This is a genomic window from Caballeronia sp. INML2 (assembly GCF_023631365.1).
Classification (GTDB): domain Bacteria; phylum Pseudomonadota; class Gammaproteobacteria; order Burkholderiales; family Burkholderiaceae; genus Caballeronia; species Caballeronia turbans.
Window position 1 is genome coordinate 80601 of the sequence record NZ_JALQDH010000079.1, and the last position, 15729, is coordinate 96329.

Here is a 15729-nt window from a genome sequence, read left to right on the forward strand (position 1 = left end):
CGGGCGATTGCATCATCGATTATTGTGTAGCCTCGTTGCTTTCGCGGCGATCGTCAGCGTTTGTGCTTCGCGCAGCGAGCCGCCTTTGCCGACGATCCAGAGCGGCGCGATCGTTCGACCCGTCGTAGCAGTCGTCGATTCCTTGCCTCCCGCGGAAGCGGTTCTCCCGGCTGTCGCGCCACCCGAACCCGGCCCCGAAAATGGTTCCGAAGCGGCGCAAGAGGCATTCGATCTCGGCATCGAACGGCTGCGCAGCGCGACGTGGTGGGAAGCGAACCGCAAGCTGCGGCCTCAGCTTGCGCAGGTCGGCGACCTGATGTTCATCGCAAAGTTGCCCGAAGGCGAAATGGGACAGTCCGCCGAAGGCGCATCGCGCGTGCAGCGTCTGCGCCACGCGATGCGCGCGCATCAACAACGCAAGCCCGCAGGCTGGAACCGGCTGGTGACGCAGGTGCGCGACGCGCGCGCGAACGCGGGTGACTACCCTGCGCTGATGTTAGCCAACGCCTTGATCAATGAAATCCGCTATCGCGACGGCACCGACGGCAGCTACTACCCGCCCGCGCGCTTCTTCGCCGAGAGCGGCGTCTGCAAGGACTTTGCGGTCGCCAAGTACCTGCTGCTGCGTGAAGCGGGCTTCGACGCGTCGCAGTTGCGCCTCGTCTCTCTCGCGCCGCGCTACAACAATACGCCCGACGACTGGCACGTGATGCTCGTCGTACAGGCCGATGGCATGGCTGCACCGGTCGCACTGGACTCGCCGGCGCCTTTCGTGCGCAAGGGCAACGGCGATCCGTCCGACGCAGCGCCCGCCGATACGGTCGCCGCCGCTGAAAACGCCAGCAAGTCTGATCCGCAGGCCGGCCCGTCTGCGCGGTTAGCGGCGATCCTCGCCGGCCGCAAGACCGCCGACGCAGTGCTGCGCGCGCCCGTGGGGCCCGTGGTGGCGACACTCGACGCGTCCGGGCAGGCGGAGCGCCCGCTTGCCGTCGTCTTCAACGAGCGAGGGAGCCTGTCATTCGAGCGCGAAGCGCCTGTGCGCATGCACCGGTCGACCGCCTCCAGGCGGCGCGGCGCCCGGTCGATCGTCGCGGACGACGCAGGCCGATCGTGGAGCGTAGATTCTTCGGGCATATTTCCGAAGTGGCAATTGACGCATGCGGCCGGCGCTGCGCCTTTGGCGGACGCGCTTGAACCGGATCTGGGCCGGATCGACGTGCGCATCAGCACGGCCGGTTAGCGAGCTCACATCATTCCGGTTACACGTCTACCCCGCGCGGTGATGCGCGCTTCACGCGCGCCCGCTCCTGGCGAGTAGCGAGGCCTTCGATCCGACAGAAAACGGCAGACTGACGACTGCGTGAAAAGTATCATTACGCAGCGCAGGGACGCTTTTCGCCAACACTGCCGAGGAGATCGCATGACAATTCATCACTTCTCCGAGTTCTCATGGGACGAGCAGGAAGACGTCAAAGCCGTGCTTGCCAGCAAAGGCCTCGACCCGCGCGATTTCGAGATCACAGACAACGACGACGTTTCTGCGGGCGCCCGGAACGGAATGACCCGGCAAGTCTCAGTAGTGCGGCTCACTAACGGCAAGCGGGCGATCTACGACACGGATCACTTCGCCACCTGGCTCACCGATTTCGCCGAGGCTCTGGAGGCGGGCGAGTTCGACGACTGAGCGGCCCTTGCACGGCGCAGTCTCCCGCTACCGTTGCGAGGTAGCCGTGCATATCGCATCGTCGATGGTCCGCGGCATCCGCCAGTCGAGGCTCGAGTTGCCCGGCCACAGCGACGAGCCCTGATGCTGGTCGCGACCGCGCCGCCTCAGCGTGCGTGACTCTCGACAGCACAACCCCGAAGTCGAGCGGACGCTGCATGATCTGCGCGTGGTGTCGTGAATCTTCCGGCTAACGCGTCGGCGAAAAAACATTCGCTGCGCATTGCGGCCGTTCCCGATCAAGTGTGGAGCGGGAACGCTACGAAATCGAAACATACCGTGGCGGGCTGCATGTCGGAATCGGGGAACCGACTGCGCTTCTCATTGCAACGCTGTAGGCGGGAACGGCCTGCGCTCAAATCCACCAACCGACCTGAACGCGGGTATACGCCCATATGATCCCGTCACTCCACCATTTACTGTATCGATACACTAAATCGATACAGTCGCGTCACTCCCGTCGTGTCGCGCTGAACATTTCGCCCGCGCCCAAAGCGGCACCCAGGAGACAACACCATGCAATCCGATTCCCGCATTTCCCGGCGACGTTTCCTCCAGACGGCGTCCGCGACGACGCTCGCGGCAGCAAGCGTGGGCTTTCCCGCGATCGTGCGCGCCCAGCCCGCCGCCACGCTGCGGTTGTCGTCCTCGATGCCGCCGAACGAAAACGCCGCGCACTACGTCTGGTATCAGAACCTCGCGGCGAACCTGAAGGCGAGTGTCGGCGATCAGATTCGCATCGACTATTTCCCGAACAATCAGCTCGGCAAGGAAAGCGACGTCGTCCAGCAGGTGAAGGTCGGCGCGGTCGACATGATGGTTACCGGCTCCTCGATCTGGGCGACCGTGCTGCCGGAACTCGGCATGCTCGATCTCGGCTACGTGTTCGATAACTTCGATCACGTCGGCCGCGCAATGGACGGCACCGTCGGCAAGTCGTTCGACACGCTGCTGCAACAGCGCGCGGGCTGCTCGGTCGTGACGTGGGGCTATTCCTTCGGCGCGCGCAACGTGTTCACCAAGAAGCCCACGCAATCGCTCGCCGATATCAAGGGCGTCAAGCTGCGCGTGCTGCCCACGCCCGCCTTCATGGAAACCTTCAAGCTGATGGGCGCGGTGCCGACGCCGATTCCCATCGGCGAGCTGTATATGGCGGCCCAGACGGGCGTTGTCGATGGTTTCGAACACGATTGCGCGACCGTGCTCGCGAGCAAGTACGACGAAGTCGTCAAGTCGTGCTGGCAGACGCAGCACGTTTTCAGCCCGCTCGTCGTCGTGATGGGCCGCCGCGCGCTCGCCAAGATTCCCGAGAATCTGCGGCCCGCCTTCCAGAAAGCGGCGCAGGACGCGACCGCGAAGCAGCGCGTCGCCGCCATTCAGACCGCCGCCAGCGCCGAGCAGGAACTGAAAAAGAAGGGCATGACCTTCTATCCGATGTCGAAGGCCGATCGCGATACCACACGCGCCGAGATGCAGTCGCACTTGTACGCGAGCTTCTCGAAGCAATACCCGGCGACCGCGCCGCTTTTCACCGCCATCGCCGCCGCGCGCGGTTGATCGAGCCAACGACGCTGACGAGGCCGACACCATGACCACTTTCTCCGCGACGCCCGGACCGGAGGCGCAACTCGCCGCGCCCGGTTTCGGCCATGAGACCGTGCTCGCGCGCGGCCTCGTGCGCCTCATGCACTGGATCGAATGCTTCTGCGCAGCCGTGCTCGCGGCGGATGTGATCGTGGTGTTCCTCTCCGTGATCTATCGCTACTTTCTGCACGATCCGTTCGACTGGGCGGAGGAAGTCGCCGGCGCGCTGATGATCGTGCTGGTGTTCTTCGGCGCGGCCACCGTGCTCGGACGCAGCCAGCATGTCGGCGTCGATCTGTTTCGCGGCATGTTGCCCCGGCGCTGGCAAAGCGCGCTCGTGCATGTCGGGCATTGGGTGATCGCGGGTGTCGCGGGCAATCTGTGCATGTCGTCCTGCCTGCTGCTGGTCGATTCTTACGGCCAGATGACGCCGAGCGGCCTGCCCGCCTGGATCAACGTGTATCCACTCGTGATCGGCAGCGTGTTCATGACGGTGTTCGCGCTCGCCAACGCGCTGAACGGCGCGCGCAAGACCGTGCTCGGCACGCTGCTCGGCTGCATGCTGGTCGCGGCCGCCGTGTTCGCGTGGAACGCTTTCGTGCCGGGTCACGCGCTCAAGCCGGGCTTTCTGCTGATGGCCGGTTTCATCGGCGGACTCGTGCTCGGCGTGCCGATCGGCTTCGTGCTCGCGTTCTCCGCGCTCCTGTACTTCCTCGCCGAACCGTCCCTGCCGATGCTCGTCTACTCGCAGCAAGTGATGGCCGGCACCGACCACTTCGTGCTGCTCGCCATTCCCTTCTTCGTGCTGGCCGGCTTGCTGATGGAAACCAACGGCATGTCGTCGCGCCTGATCGAGCTCTTGCTGCGCATATTCGGGCGCGTGCGCGGCGGACTCGGCCTCATCACGATCATGGCGACTGCATTCTTCTCCGGCGTGTCGGGCTCGAAGCTCGCGGATATCGCGGCGGTCGGCGGCGTCGTGATGCCCGCCGTGCGTCAGAGCAAGGAAGATCCGAACGAAGCGGCGGCCCTGCTCGCCTGCAGCGCCGTGATGGCGGAAACCATTCCGCCATGCGTGAACATGATCATCATGGGCTTCGTCGCGAATATTTCGATCGCGGGGCTGTTTCTCGCGGGCGTCGTGCCTGCGGCGGTGCTGGCGGTGGCGCTCGCTATCGTCGCGGTGATCTTCGGGCGCCGCATCAATCTCGCCGATGCGCTCACCAACCCGCGCGCATGGCTGCCGCTTGCCGGCGGCGCGCTCGTCGCGCTCGTGATGATCACGATGATCGGCAAGGGCGTGACCTCGGGTATCGCGACTTCGACGGAAGTGTCCGCGTTCGCCGTCGTGTATGCACTCATCGTCGGCTGGCTGGCGTTTCGCGAGCTCACGCCGAAGTCGGTCGCACGCGTGTTCGTGCGCTCGGCGTCGATGGCGAGCAGCATTCTGTTCATCGTGGCGGCGGCGTCGAGCGTGTCGTTCGCGCTGACCATCGAGCAGATTCCCGCGCTCGTATCCGATTCGATGATCGCGTTCGCGCATCAATACGGCCCGACCACGTTCCTGCTGCTGTCCGTGCTGATCATGATCGTGTTCGGCGCGGTGCTGGAAGGCGCGCCCGCGCTCATCATCTTCGGGCCGCTGCTCACACCGATCGCGACGCAGCTCGGCATCAACCCGCTGCATTTCGGCACGGTGATCGTCGTCGCGATGGGCCTCGGTCTCTTCGCGCCGCCGGTCGGGCTCGGGCTCTTCGCGACCTGCGCCATCACCGGCACGGAAATGAAAGCCGTGGCGCGTCCTATGCTCAAATACCTGCTGGTGCTTTTCGTCGCACTGGTGGTGCTGATTCTGGTGCCGTCGTTCTCGTTGTGGTTGCCGACCCGGCTCGGCCTGTAGCCGGCAGATGTAAAAGCTTATGAGCACCATTCAGGATGTCGCCCGCGAGGCCCGCGTTTCCGTGAGCACGGTATCGAACGTGCTGAACGGCCGCACCGACCAGATGCGCCAGGAAACGCTCGCACGCGTGCAGGCCGCGATGAACGCGCTGCAATATCGTCCGAGCACGCTCGCGCGGCAGCTCAAGACGGGGCAGACGCCGCTGATCGGATTGCTGGTGCCGTCGATCGCCAATCCCATGTACGGCTATATCGCGCGCGAGGTCGAAACCTACGCACAGGAGCGATACGGCTATCGGGTGATGATCGGCAATACGTATCGCGATCCGGCGAAGGAAGCATCGTTCTTCGAGGATCTGCTCTCGCAGGGCGTGCGGCGCGTGATCGTGATTTCGTCGCTGGCGAACGAGCGGCATCTGGAAACCGCCGTCGAGCGCGGCATGGTCGTCGTGAGCTACGACCGTCGCGCGACCGAAGGCGAGACGACGCGCGTCGAGCACGTCACGCCGGACAACTTCGAAGCCGCGCGAATCGCGACGCGGCATCTGATCGCGCACGGCCACACGCGGCTCGCCTTCGCCACGCTGACCGGCGTGACGATGAGCCGCCGTGACAAGATCGACGGCTTTTTATCGGCGGCGACCGATGCGGGTCTCGCGAAGACGGCGCATGTCCTCGACAGCGGCCCGGTGAACGAATACGGCGATTCGATGATCGCCGAAAACGGCCGCGCGCTCGCGCGTCTGCTCGCGCAGGACGGCGCGCGTCCGACCGGCATCGTCGCCGTCAACGATCTGATGGCGCTCGGTCTCATGGCGAGCTTGCGCGAATGCGGTCTGCGCGTGCCGGAAGACGTGTCGATTGTCGGCATGGACGGACATTTTCTCGCGGCGATTTCCAACCCCGCGCTCACGACCGTGCAGCTTCCGGTGCCGGCGATGGCCGCCGCGATGGTCGAGCGCGCGATGCGTCCGCACGACGAACCCATGCCCGCATCGGAGCAGGCGCTTTTCACGGACATTACGCTCGTGGAGCGCGAATCCGTCGCCCGGCCCGCGAAATAAATCAGGACGTAGACATGAACAAGGTATTCGTGAGTCATCCCCGGCACATGCTGGAACATTACTTCGGCGCGCGCGCATCGGCTGCGCTCGCGACCTTCGCCGACGTTGCGTATAACGAGGAAGACCGCGAACTGACGACAGCCGAACTCGCGGCTGCCGCGCGCGATGCCGATGTCATCATCGCGTACCGCCAGACGCCCGCGCCGCGCGCATTGTTCGAGGCACTCCCGAAGCTCGCCGCCTTCGTGCGCTGCGCGGTGGATATCCGCACGGTGGATGTCGATGCCGCGAGCGAACTCGGCGTGCTCGTCACGCAGGCAAGCGCGGGCTTCGTGCCCTCGGTATCGGAATGGGTGATCGGCGCGATGCTCGATCTCGCGCGCGGCACGACCGCGTATGCGCAGGCCTATCACCGCCATGAAGCGCCCGCGCCGAAGATGGGCCGCGAGCTTCGCGGCAGCACCGTCGGGGTGATCGGCTACGGACAGATTTCGCGCTATCTCTGCGACCTCGCGCTGGCGTTCGGCATGCGCGTCATCGTGTCCGATCCTTACGCCACGATCGACGATGCGCGCCTCCATCAAGTCGGCTTCGATGAATTGCTCGCGCAGTCGGACTTCGTCGTGTGTCTCGCGCCCGCCAATGCGCAGACCGCGAACCTCATGAACGCGCAAGCCTTCGCCGCGATGAAGCGCGGCGCGTACTTCATCAACGCCGCGCGCGGCGAACTCGTCGACGATGCCGCGTTGCTCGCCGCGCTGGCGTGCGATCATCTCGCCGGATGCGCGCTCGATGTCGGCCGCGCTGCGGACCAGATGCCCGCGGCGGCGCTCGCGGCGCATCCGCGTGTGATCGCGGCGCCGCATGTCGGCGGGCTGACGCCGGGCGCCATCGAGCATCAGTCGATGGAAACGGTCGCGCAGACGCAGGCGCTGTTCGAGGGCCGCATGCCCGTGGGCGCGGTGAATGCGGCGCATGCGTTCCGCCTCGCAGGCTTCGACATGCAGGCGGTCGCGCGATGAACATCGAAGGCGCTTGCGACTGCCACATTCACGTCTACGAGGAAGGTTATCCGCTCGCCGCGAGCGCGACGTTCACGCCGCCGCCCGCGCCCGCGTCGGCGTATCGCGACGTGCAGCGCGGGCTGGGCTTTTCGCGCGCGATCGTCGTGCAGCCGACGGGCTATGGCTTCGACAACCGCTGCACGCTCGCGGCCATCGGGCAGCTCGGTGCCGGCGCGCGCGGCATCGCGGTCGTCGCACCCGATATCGGCGATGACGAACTGCAGCGCCTGCACGATGCGGGCATTCGCGGCGTGCGGTTCATGATGCTGCCCGGCGGCGTGCTGCCATGGGACGCGCTTGCGGACATGTCGGCGCGTATCGAACCGCTTGGATGGAACATCGATCTTCAACTCGACGGGCACGCCCTGCCGCAACACGAAGCGATGCTGGCGCGCCTGCCCTCGAAGCTCGTCATCGATCATCTCGGCAAGTTTCTCGCGCCGGTGACGCCGCAAAGCGAAGGGTTCGCGTCGCTGTGCCGTCTGCTCGACGGCCCGCGATGCTGGATCAAACTGTCCGCGCCGTATGAGAGTTCGCGCACCGGCGCGCCTGGCTTCGATGACGTTTCGTGGCTCGTGCGCACGCTGTCGGCGCGTTTTCCCGAGCGCGGCGTGTGGGCGTCGAACTGGCCGCATCCCAATGTGAAGCCCCTGCCAAACGACGCGCGCATGCTCGACTGGACGATGCGGCTCGTGCAAAGCGACGAGATTCGCCGCAAGATACTGGTCGATAATCCGGCCGAGTTGTACGGGTTCCAGGCAGGCTTATTCTGATGCGTGTCCCGCAAACAGCAGGTCGCTCACAGATACTCCACGTTCCCGTCGACGCTGATCGCCTGTCCAGTGATGTTGCGTGCAGCGGGCGAAGCAAGAAAAAGAGCCGTCGCGGATATGTCCTGCATCGTTACCATGCGACGTAACGAGATCTTCCTCAGGTAGTCATCCCGCATCGCGTCGACCGTTACGCCCAGTGACTCCGCCCGCGCAGCGATCACGCGATCCATCCGTTCTCCCTGCACAACGCCAGGCAGAATGGCGTTGACTCGAATGTTCGCAGGCCCCAATTCGATAGCCAGCGATTTGGTGAGTCCGACGAGCGCCCACTTCGTCGCCGCATAGGGCGTGCGAAACGCGTAGCCGAGCCGCCCCGCGACAGACGACATCGTGATGATGCTCGCACTCCGCGAGGTGTCCTTCATGAGCGGCACCGCCTTGCGCAGGAAGTTGAACTGTCCGTTCAAATTGGTCGTGACGGTCCGCTCCCACTGCTCTTCGTCGATATCTTCTATAGCCCCTGTCGGACCGGCAATCCCGGCGTTGTTGATCAGCAGATCGAGTCCGCCCAGGGCGCGCCCGGTTTCTGCGACGACCTGATCGACCTGGTCCGAGTCGCTGACGTCCGCCACGCAGCCACGTAACGACGAATTCGTTGCCGCAAATGCATCGACGGCCACAGCATCGACATCGCAGATGACGACCTTCGCGCCGGCCTCGACAAACGCCTGAGCCATTGCAGCACCGATGCCAGAGGCCGCGCCGGTGATCAAGACCCGCAAACCAGGCTGGGGCTTCAACAATTCGAAAGTATTCATGTCAACAAGATTCGATTTCGATACCACGGCGGTCAAAGCGTCATGCCGCCAGACACTTCGATCACTGCGCCATTGATATAGCTCGCCTCGTCGCTCGCCAGAAACGCGTAGACGTTCGCGACCTCCTCTGGCGCACCTAGGCGGCCCAGCGGCACCTGTTCACGCATCTTGTGCAGAACGTCTTCGGGGATCGTCGAAAGAATCGACGTATCGATGAATCCGGGGGCCACGGCGTTGACGCGAATGCCCTTCGGGCCGAGCTCCCGGCTCCATGTCTTCGTGAAGCCGATCACACCGAATTTGGACGCGGCGTAGTTGGTTTGCCCAAAGTTGCCATAGATGCCAACGACCGAACTCGCATTCAGAATGACACCCGAGCCTCGCGCGATCATCCCCTCTGCGACGGCCTGGCTTGCATGAAAGACGGCCCGCAGATTTACGTCGATCACCGCATCGAACTGATCGAGGGTCATCTTCTGCAGACGAGCGTCGCGCGTAATGCCTGCATTATTCACAAGCACGTCGATTCGACCGAAGCGCCTGATCACGCTCGCGACCACCTCGTCGACGGCGAGCCGATCCGTCATGTCGATGCAGTATTCCGCCGTCTCCGCACCCGCTTTCCGGCAAGCCTGCGTCACTTGCCTGAGCGCTGACTCATTGACATCGCACACGACAACCGCCGCACCTTCCTGCGCGAACTTGCGAGCGGTCGCTGCGCCGATTCCCTGCCCCGCGCCCGTAATGAGCGCGACTTTCCCTTGTAGTCTCATTTTTTTCCTTGCGGGTCGATCGTTCAAGAATGCATTTCGGCAGCACTGCCCTTTCCAAGCGGGTGCGACGTTTCGGTCTCGCGGCGAATCGCCTTTGCGAACACCGGCACGAGCAGCAGACCGAGCAACGACGCCACGAGAATGATGTAGAAGCCGGAATCGCTACGTCCCGTCACGGTTTCAGCCAATCCGAACAGGTAGGGTCCAACGAACCCGCCGATAAGCCCGATCGTGTTGATGAACGCAAGCCCTGCCGCTGCCTGAATGCCGTGAAGGCGCTTCATCGCGATGGCCCAGTACGATGGCAACACGCCTCCGGCAAAGAAAGCCGTGACCGCAAGGAGCACCATGCGTGCCGCAGGATTCGATGTGGCGATGAACGCGCACGCACCGGCAATGAGCCCCACCGTGAGCATGCCCAGGTAAGCGCAGTCATTGCCGTAACGCCGATGAATCCGCGGAAGAATGAGCACGCCCAACAGGAAACCGAGGCCGACGCTCGCGGCAAGCACGCCCACGAGAAACGGCGACTTGACGTGCATCTGCTGAATCATCGAGGGCGCAAAAAAGTAGAGCCCGACGAACGCCACCTGGTTCAGAAAGTAGATCAGGCCCATCAGGACAGTCGTGGGACGCTTCAACGCCGCCATCCAGTCGGAAGACGTGAGCTCCGGATGCCCTTGCGCGTCAGCGGCCGCGCGTGATTCCAGCGCCTGCGCTTCCTCGGCGGACAGCCAGCGGGCGTCGCGCGGACGCTCCGGCATCTTGAAGAAAAGCAGAATGCCGACCAGAACGCTGGGAATGCCCTCGATCATGAACATCCACTGCCAGCCATGAAGGCCGCCGAGCCCATTCATTTGCATCAGGGCTCCGCCGAGCGGACTGCCGAGCATCAACGCAAGCGCCGGCGCGATATAGATCCAGCCCACTACGACAGGCTTGTCGTTCGGTGCGAACCACAGCGTGACCATGTACATGAGCGCAGGGAAAAGCCCCGCTTCAGCGATGCCCAGCAACACACGCAGTACGTAGAACGACCACTCGCCTTGCACGAACATCATCGCGGTGGAGAGAATGCCCCACGTCACCGCGATTCTCGCGATCCATCGCCGCGGCCCGATTCTGTGCGCAGCAAGATTGCTGGGCACTTCGAGCAAGGCATAGCCGATGAAGAAGATGCCCGAACCCAATCCATACGTGGCGGCACTGATGCCGACATCGACTGCCAGTTGCGCTTTCGCCAACGCGACGTTCGTGCGATCCAGAAACGACATGAAGTAGATCGCACACATGAGTGGAATGAGTCGCCGCATCGCTTTCCGGGTCGCGGTGTGATGCAGCTTATCGAGGTTGTCGATGATGTTCATTGTGTCTCCGGGATGGGTCTGCGCCCTGTCTACGAATATCGAAAGTCTTACGGTGTAACCTTGTCGCGCCCCTTCAATCCCAGCATGGCGCGCGCATCGTCCGGCGTCGCTATTTCAAACGACAGTTCTTCGAGGATTCGACGGATCTTGCGCACTTGCTGCGCGTTCGACTCGGCCTTCACGCCCTTCGCGATGTACACGCTGTCTTCCAGCCCGACGCGGACGTTGCCGCCGAGAATCGCGCTCATCGTGACCAGCGGCATCTGATGACGGCCTGCGCCCAGCACGGAGAAGTGATAGTTCTCGCGTCCGAACAGGCGGTCGGCCGTTGCGCGCATCACGGTCATGTTCTCCGGATCCGCGCCCATGCCGCCCAGGATGCCGAACACCGACTGAATGAAAAACGGCGGCTTGATCAGGCCTTGATCGACGAAATGCGCGAGATTGTAGAGATGCCCGAGGTCGTAGCATTCGAACTCGAAGCGCGTGCCTCGACCTCCGAGCTCGAGAAGGATGCGCTTGATGTCTTTGAAGGTGTTGCGGAAGATCATGTCTTCCATGCCCTCGACATAGCCCTTTTCCCACTCATAGCGCCAGGACGATACCTTGCTTGCAAGCGGATGGATCGAGAAGTTCATCGACCCCATGTTGAGCGAACACATCTCGGGCGCCGCTTGCAGCGGATAAGCGAGCCGCTCCTCCAGGGTCATGCGCGTGCTGCCGCCTGTCGTGATGTTGATGACCGCGTCCGTTGCCTCTGCGATGGCGGGGACGAATTCGCGAAAGACGTCGGGGCTGGGCGTGGGACGCCCGTCTTTGGGGTCGCGCGCGTGGAGATGAATGATCGCCGCTCCGGCTCGAGCGGCGTCGATCGCCTGGTCGCGGATTTGCGCGGGCGTGATCGGCAGATGCTCCGACATTGTCGGGACGTGAGTGGCGCCGGTGACTGCGCACGAAATGATGACCTTGCGGCCTGTATCGCTCATCGGGAAAGTCCTCGTCTCCGTTTGCATTCAGCGCCTTCTCGCACGTCAGTGGCGCCTTGTGACTCAAATCTTATTGAGGTAGCATCTTCGAGAAAAGGTCTTTTTCGGACACTCGCGAGTCCTCAGAGGACAAGAGAAACATGGCCACTATCCGCCCGCCGCTCAACGAACGCATGTTCGCGCCCTACAAGATTGCCGCGCTGGTCGAGGTGCTCGCGGAGCAGGGCATCGCACCCGAAGAGAGCCTGAGCGGCTCGGGTGTCACGGTTGGCGAATTGCAGGACGCGTCCGTCCTCACGTCCGTCGGGCAGTATGCGACCGTCTGCAGGAACGCCGTGTCGCTGGGCTGCGATCCAGCTACGCCTTTCAAGGTCGGACGCAAATTGCACCTGTCCGCCTACGGCATGTATGGCTACGCGCTCATGTCGTGTTTGTCGTTGCGCGACTACTTCAAACTGGGCGTGAAGTATCACCGGCTGGCGACGCCGACCGTCGCGATCGAATGGACGGAGTATCCGGACCGCATGGTCTGGACGTTCCCCGATGCGTTCACGTCGAGCCCGTCCCGTGAACTGCGCGAATTCATCATCGAGCAGCAATACACTCAGCACGTGACGCATCTTCAGGACGTCGCCGGCGGTATATGTCCGCCTGTGAAAGCGTGTTTCTCGTATCCCGCGCCCGCGCACGCGGACATCTACCCGGACTATCTTGGATGCGAATGTCTCTTCGGGCAGGCGCAATGCGAGTTGATCTACGACAGCGCGATACTCGAGCGCAAACCGCAACTCGCTCACCCTCTCACGACGGCAATGTTGCAAGAGACTTGCGATCGATTGATTGGACAGGCGAAGACATCGAGCGGCGTCTCGGGCGAGGTGTATCAAAGTCTGATGGCCACGCCCGGCTCCTTTCCCGACATGGAGAGCGTCGCGAAGTCGATGCATCTCACGTCGCGAACCTTGAGGCGGCGACTTGACGAAGAAGGTTCGTCGTTCCAGGCCATCGTCGATGATGTCAAACGCTCGCTCGCGCTCGAATACCTGAAGACGACGAAGATGAGCACCGAGGACGTTGCGATGCTGCTCGGCTTCAGCGATGCCGCGAATTTCCGTCGCGCGCTCAAACGCTGGACGGGGAAAGGCACCGAGGCGCTACGTCACTGAAAGCATGACGATGCCTGATGCGCGAACGCCTTCGCTCGTCCGGATGCGGCGACTTCGGATACGTCGCCGCCGTCGGCATGGGTACGAAAGTCGCTACGCGCCTTGCGTGATGTAACTGATTTCGCGTTGCGCAGGCGTCAGTACACGGACAGGCGTACCTGCGATCCAGGCTCGAATGTTTTCAACCGACTCGCCGTAATAGATTCGATAAGACTCATCGGTGACGTAGCCAATGTGGGATGTCGCGATGACATTGTCCATCGATCGGAACGGATGCTGCGGCGGCAACGGCTCCTGATCGAAAACATCGAGCGCGGCGGCCGCGATCTGTTTCTCGCTCAGCGCATCGATCAGCGCCTTTTCGTTCACGATCGGTCCGCGCGCGGTGTTCACCAGCAGCGCGTGCGGCTGCATCATCGCCAATTCTTTCGCGCCGATCAGATTGCGCGTCCGGTCCGAAAGGCGGACGTGAATCGAAAGGATGTCGCTCGCGGCGAGCAGTTCCTCCTTGGAGACATATGAAGCGCCGAACTTCGCGGCCGACTCTTGCGTCATGTTCTGGCTCCATGCGATCGTGCGCATCCCGAAAGCCTGGGCGACTCGCGCGGTCGCGCCACCGGTATAACCCAGACCCAGAAGACCGATGGTTTTGCCATGCAGGTCGCCGCCGACCGATACCTGCCAGCCTCCCTTCCTGAACGATGCGACTTCACGCGGAATGTGCCGCGTCGCGGCAAGAATAAGCGCCCATGCAAGTTCGGCCGCGGCCGTCGGCGAGGATGCGGTCCCGCACACCGTTATGCCCAGTTCATGGGCCGCTTCGATATCGATGGCTGCGTTCCACGGCCCCGTGCTTGCCAGCAACTTAAGATTCGGCAGCTTCGACAGGACGCTACGCGTGAACCAGGTGCGCTCGCGCATCACGCAGAGGATGTCGTAGGGACGCAGACGCTCGACCAGTTCGCTCTCTTCACTGATCGTGTTCGTGATGACCGTGATGTCAGCGTGTTCGCGCAAGCTGTTCCAGTTTCCGAATCGAAGCGCGGTGTTCTGGAAATCATCGAGAATGGCAATGTTATGCATAGGTCCTGGCCGGTTCCTTTCGAGGTGCGGATCAAAGCCGCGCTTGCGTATGACGTCTGAAGCCGAGCAGCATGACGAGAATGCCCGACACGAGTATTGCCGTCATCACGTAGAGGCCGCTGACGAGCGTTCCTGTCGCGGTCTTGAGCCATCCGATGACGAACGGACTGCAAAAGCCACTGAGCAAGCCGATGCAGTTGACGAAAGCGATGCTCGTCGCTGCCGCCGGCGATCCGTTCAGGTAATCCGCCGCGAGCGACCAGATAAGGACGTTGGTCGCGAAGATGCCCACGCAGGCAATCGTCAGCAGCCCAACGGTCAAGGCGGGGGAGTTCGTCGGATGCGAGACGAGCAACAAGGCGACAGCGCCCACGAAACCCGCGATGGCCGCATGCCAACGCCGCTCGAGCATTCGATCCGAGCTTCGGCTGATCGCGACCATGCCGATCGCCCCCATGCCGTACGGTATGACGGAAAGCCATCCGAGCAGAGAGAGATTCGAAATGCCCGAGTCCTTCATGACGGTCGGAAGCCAGAAGGTCACCGAATAGGTTCCGCAGACAAACGCGAAATCGATGAACGCGAGCATATAGACCTTGGGGTCCGAAAGCGCCTCCGCGAGCTTCGCATGACCGTTGTTTCCGGCCTTGCGCTTGCGCTCCATCTCGACTTGGAAGGCCTGGCGAAGCACACTCTTCTCCGCTTCAGTGAGCCATTTCGCCTTGTCGATGTTATCGTCCAGCAGGAATAACGTGACGAGACCGAGCACGACCGCCGGCAGCGCCTCGACGATATAAAGCCACTGCCATCCGGCGAGATTGGCGACATGAGCAAGACTCGTCATCGCCCATCCGGACACAGGGCCGCCCACGAGACCCGCGACCGGAAACCCCACCATGAAGCACGCGATTATCACGCCGCGCCTTCTTTCCGGAAACCACGAACTCAAGTAGAAGATCACGCCGGGAAAGAAGCCCGCCTCGAACACACCGAGCAGCAATCGCACGATATAGAACTGGGTGACGTTCGTCACGAACGCGGAGCACGCCCCGACGATTCCCCAGCAAATCATGATGCGCGCAATGGTTCGCTTCGCGCCCATGCGCCTGAGCAGCATGGCGCTCGGCACTTCCAGCAAGCAGTATGAGAGAAAGAAAATGCCGGCGCCCAGGCCATACACGCTGTCGCTGAAGCCGAGCGCGTCCTGCATCTGCAGCTTTGCAAAGCCGACGTTGATGCGATCCAGGAACGCGACGACGTAACACACGAAAAGCAAGGGCACGATGCGCAGCGTGACGCGCAAGTAGAGCGATCGATCATGCGCGTTTGCAGTCGATCCGGACTGAAGCGCATCGGCTGACGCCGGCTCGGAATTTAGAACGGACTCGTTCACTCGCTGTCTCCATGTTTTACGGCGTGGGCTAACGTG

Annotated in this window: 15 protein-coding genes; 8 read left to right on the forward strand and 7 right to left on the reverse strand. The window is 62.8% G+C overall.

Annotated features, from left to right (window positions below):
- Positions 1 to 19 precede the first annotated feature (19 nt).
- On the reverse strand, positions 20 to 394 hold the full coding sequence (locus NCT32_RS27155) for a hypothetical protein (protein WP_250490645.1): 375 nt from the start codon (positions 392 to 394) through the stop codon (positions 20 to 22).
- Between NCT32_RS27155 and NCT32_RS27160 the strand changes: the two genes are divergently transcribed.
- The 7 genes from NCT32_RS27160 to NCT32_RS27190 all read left to right on the forward strand — a co-directional run bounded on the left by NCT32_RS27160 (position 377) and on the right by NCT32_RS27190 (position 8107).
- Positions 377 to 1240, forward strand: coding sequence for a transglutaminase-like domain-containing protein (locus tag NCT32_RS27160; RefSeq protein WP_250490646.1), 864 nt, complete (start codon positions 377 to 379; stop codon positions 1238 to 1240). The two genes, NCT32_RS27155 and NCT32_RS27160, sit on opposite strands and share 18 nt — an antisense overlap.
- Before the next feature lie 180 nt (positions 1241 to 1420).
- Complete coding sequence (locus tag NCT32_RS27165; protein WP_061118653.1) at positions 1421 to 1684, forward strand: hypothetical protein; 264 nt, start codon at positions 1421 to 1423, stop codon at positions 1682 to 1684.
- Between the two features lie 555 nt (positions 1685 to 2239).
- Entirely contained in the window at positions 2240 to 3280 is a 1041-nt protein-coding gene (locus NCT32_RS27170) for a TRAP transporter substrate-binding protein (RefSeq protein ID WP_061118654.1), read from the forward strand.
- A gap of 31 nt (positions 3281 to 3311) precedes the next feature.
- Entirely contained in the window at positions 3312 to 5207 is a 1896-nt protein-coding gene (locus NCT32_RS27175; protein WP_061118655.1) for a TRAP transporter large permease subunit, read from the forward strand.
- Between the two features lie 19 nt (positions 5208 to 5226).
- Positions 5227 to 6270 carry a LacI family DNA-binding transcriptional regulator gene (locus NCT32_RS27180; RefSeq protein ID WP_250490647.1) on the forward strand — a complete coding sequence of 348 codons (1044 nt, stop codon included), beginning with the start codon at positions 5227 to 5229 and terminating at the stop codon, positions 6268 to 6270.
- Between the two features lie 14 nt (positions 6271 to 6284).
- Positions 6285 to 7292 carry an NAD(P)-dependent oxidoreductase gene (locus NCT32_RS27185; RefSeq protein ID WP_061118657.1) on the forward strand — a complete coding sequence of 336 codons (1008 nt, stop codon included), beginning with the start codon at positions 6285 to 6287 and terminating at the stop codon, positions 7290 to 7292.
- The gene (locus tag NCT32_RS27190) at positions 7289 to 8107 is read left to right on the forward strand and encodes an amidohydrolase (protein ID WP_061118658.1); all 819 of its coding nucleotides are present in this window, start codon (positions 7289 to 7291) and stop codon (positions 8105 to 8107) included. Before NCT32_RS27185 ends, NCT32_RS27190 begins: the two co-directional genes overlap by 4 nt.
- Before the next feature lie 26 nt (positions 8108 to 8133).
- Here NCT32_RS27190 and NCT32_RS27195 read toward each other — a convergent pair whose 3' ends face one another.
- From NCT32_RS27195 to NCT32_RS27210, 4 genes are read right to left on the reverse strand one after another with little or no spacing between them, the layout of a single operon-like run.
- On the reverse strand, positions 8134 to 8925 hold the full coding sequence (locus NCT32_RS27195; RefSeq protein WP_061118659.1) for an SDR family oxidoreductase: 792 nt from the start codon (positions 8923 to 8925) through the stop codon (positions 8134 to 8136).
- Between the two features lie 32 nt (positions 8926 to 8957).
- Positions 8958 to 9698 carry a 3-oxoacyl-ACP reductase FabG gene (fabG, locus tag NCT32_RS27200; RefSeq protein WP_061118660.1) on the reverse strand — a complete coding sequence of 247 codons (741 nt, stop codon included), beginning with the start codon at positions 9696 to 9698 and terminating at the stop codon, positions 8958 to 8960.
- 23 nt (positions 9699 to 9721) lie between these two features.
- Positions 9722 to 11065 (reverse strand): MFS transporter, encoded by a 1344-nt coding sequence (locus tag NCT32_RS27205; RefSeq protein ID WP_061118661.1) that lies wholly within the window; start codon positions 11063 to 11065, stop codon positions 9722 to 9724.
- A 47-nt stretch (positions 11066 to 11112) separates the two neighbouring features.
- On the reverse strand, positions 11113 to 12051 hold the full coding sequence (locus NCT32_RS27210; protein WP_061118662.1) for a 3-keto-5-aminohexanoate cleavage protein: 939 nt from the start codon (positions 12049 to 12051) through the stop codon (positions 11113 to 11115).
- A 140-nt stretch (positions 12052 to 12191) separates the two neighbouring features.
- Between NCT32_RS27210 and NCT32_RS27215 the strand changes: the two genes are divergently transcribed.
- Positions 12192 to 13217 carry an AraC family transcriptional regulator gene (locus NCT32_RS27215; protein WP_061118663.1) on the forward strand — a complete coding sequence of 342 codons (1026 nt, stop codon included), beginning with the start codon at positions 12192 to 12194 and terminating at the stop codon, positions 13215 to 13217.
- A 93-nt stretch (positions 13218 to 13310) separates the two neighbouring features.
- On the opposite strand, the gene NCT32_RS27220 is transcribed toward NCT32_RS27215, so the two are convergent.
- Positions 13311 to 14300 carry a D-2-hydroxyacid dehydrogenase family protein gene (locus tag NCT32_RS27220; protein WP_061118664.1) on the reverse strand — a complete coding sequence of 330 codons (990 nt, stop codon included), beginning with the start codon at positions 14298 to 14300 and terminating at the stop codon, positions 13311 to 13313.
- Between the two features lie 31 nt (positions 14301 to 14331).
- Entirely contained in the window at positions 14332 to 15693 is a 1362-nt protein-coding gene (locus NCT32_RS27225; protein ID WP_061118665.1) for an MFS transporter, read from the reverse strand.
- Between the last annotated feature and the right edge of the window lie 36 nt (positions 15694 to 15729).

Excerpts from the sequence above, each read along its gene's own strand:
- NCT32_RS27165 (WP_061118653.1), top strand. The coding sequence starts at position 1,421 with ATGACAATTCATCACTTCTCCGAGTTCTCATGGGACGAGCAGGAAGAC.
- NCT32_RS27190 (WP_061118658.1), top strand. The coding sequence starts at position 7,289 with ATGAACATCGAAGGCGCTTGCGACTGCCACATTCACGTCTACGAGGAA.
- NCT32_RS27175 (WP_061118655.1), top strand. The coding sequence starts at position 3,312 with ATGACCACTTTCTCCGCGACGCCCGGACCGGAGGCGCAACTCGCCGCG.
- NCT32_RS27170 (WP_061118654.1), top strand. The coding sequence starts at position 2,240 with ATGCAATCCGATTCCCGCATTTCCCGGCGACGTTTCCTCCAGACGGCG.
- NCT32_RS27210 (WP_061118662.1), bottom strand. The coding sequence starts at position 12,051 with ATGAGCGATACAGGCCGCAAGGTCATCATTTCGTGCGCAGTCACCGGC.
- NCT32_RS27215 (WP_061118663.1), top strand. The coding sequence starts at position 12,192 with ATGGCCACTATCCGCCCGCCGCTCAACGAACGCATGTTCGCGCCCTAC.
- NCT32_RS27185 (WP_061118657.1), top strand. The coding sequence starts at position 6,285 with ATGAACAAGGTATTCGTGAGTCATCCCCGGCACATGCTGGAACATTAC.
- fabG (WP_061118660.1), bottom strand. The coding sequence starts at position 9,698 with ATGAGACTACAAGGGAAAGTCGCGCTCATTACGGGCGCGGGGCAGGGA.
- NCT32_RS27205 (WP_061118661.1), bottom strand. The coding sequence starts at position 11,065 with ATGAACATCATCGACAACCTCGATAAGCTGCATCACACCGCGACCCGG.
- NCT32_RS27195 (WP_061118659.1), bottom strand. The coding sequence starts at position 8,925 with ATGAATACTTTCGAATTGTTGAAGCCCCAGCCTGGTTTGCGGGTCTTG.
- NCT32_RS27180 (WP_250490647.1), top strand. The coding sequence starts at position 5,227 with ATGAGCACCATTCAGGATGTCGCCCGCGAGGCCCGCGTTTCCGTGAGC.
- NCT32_RS27220 (WP_061118664.1), bottom strand. The coding sequence starts at position 14,300 with ATGCATAACATTGCCATTCTCGATGATTTCCAGAACACCGCGCTTCGA.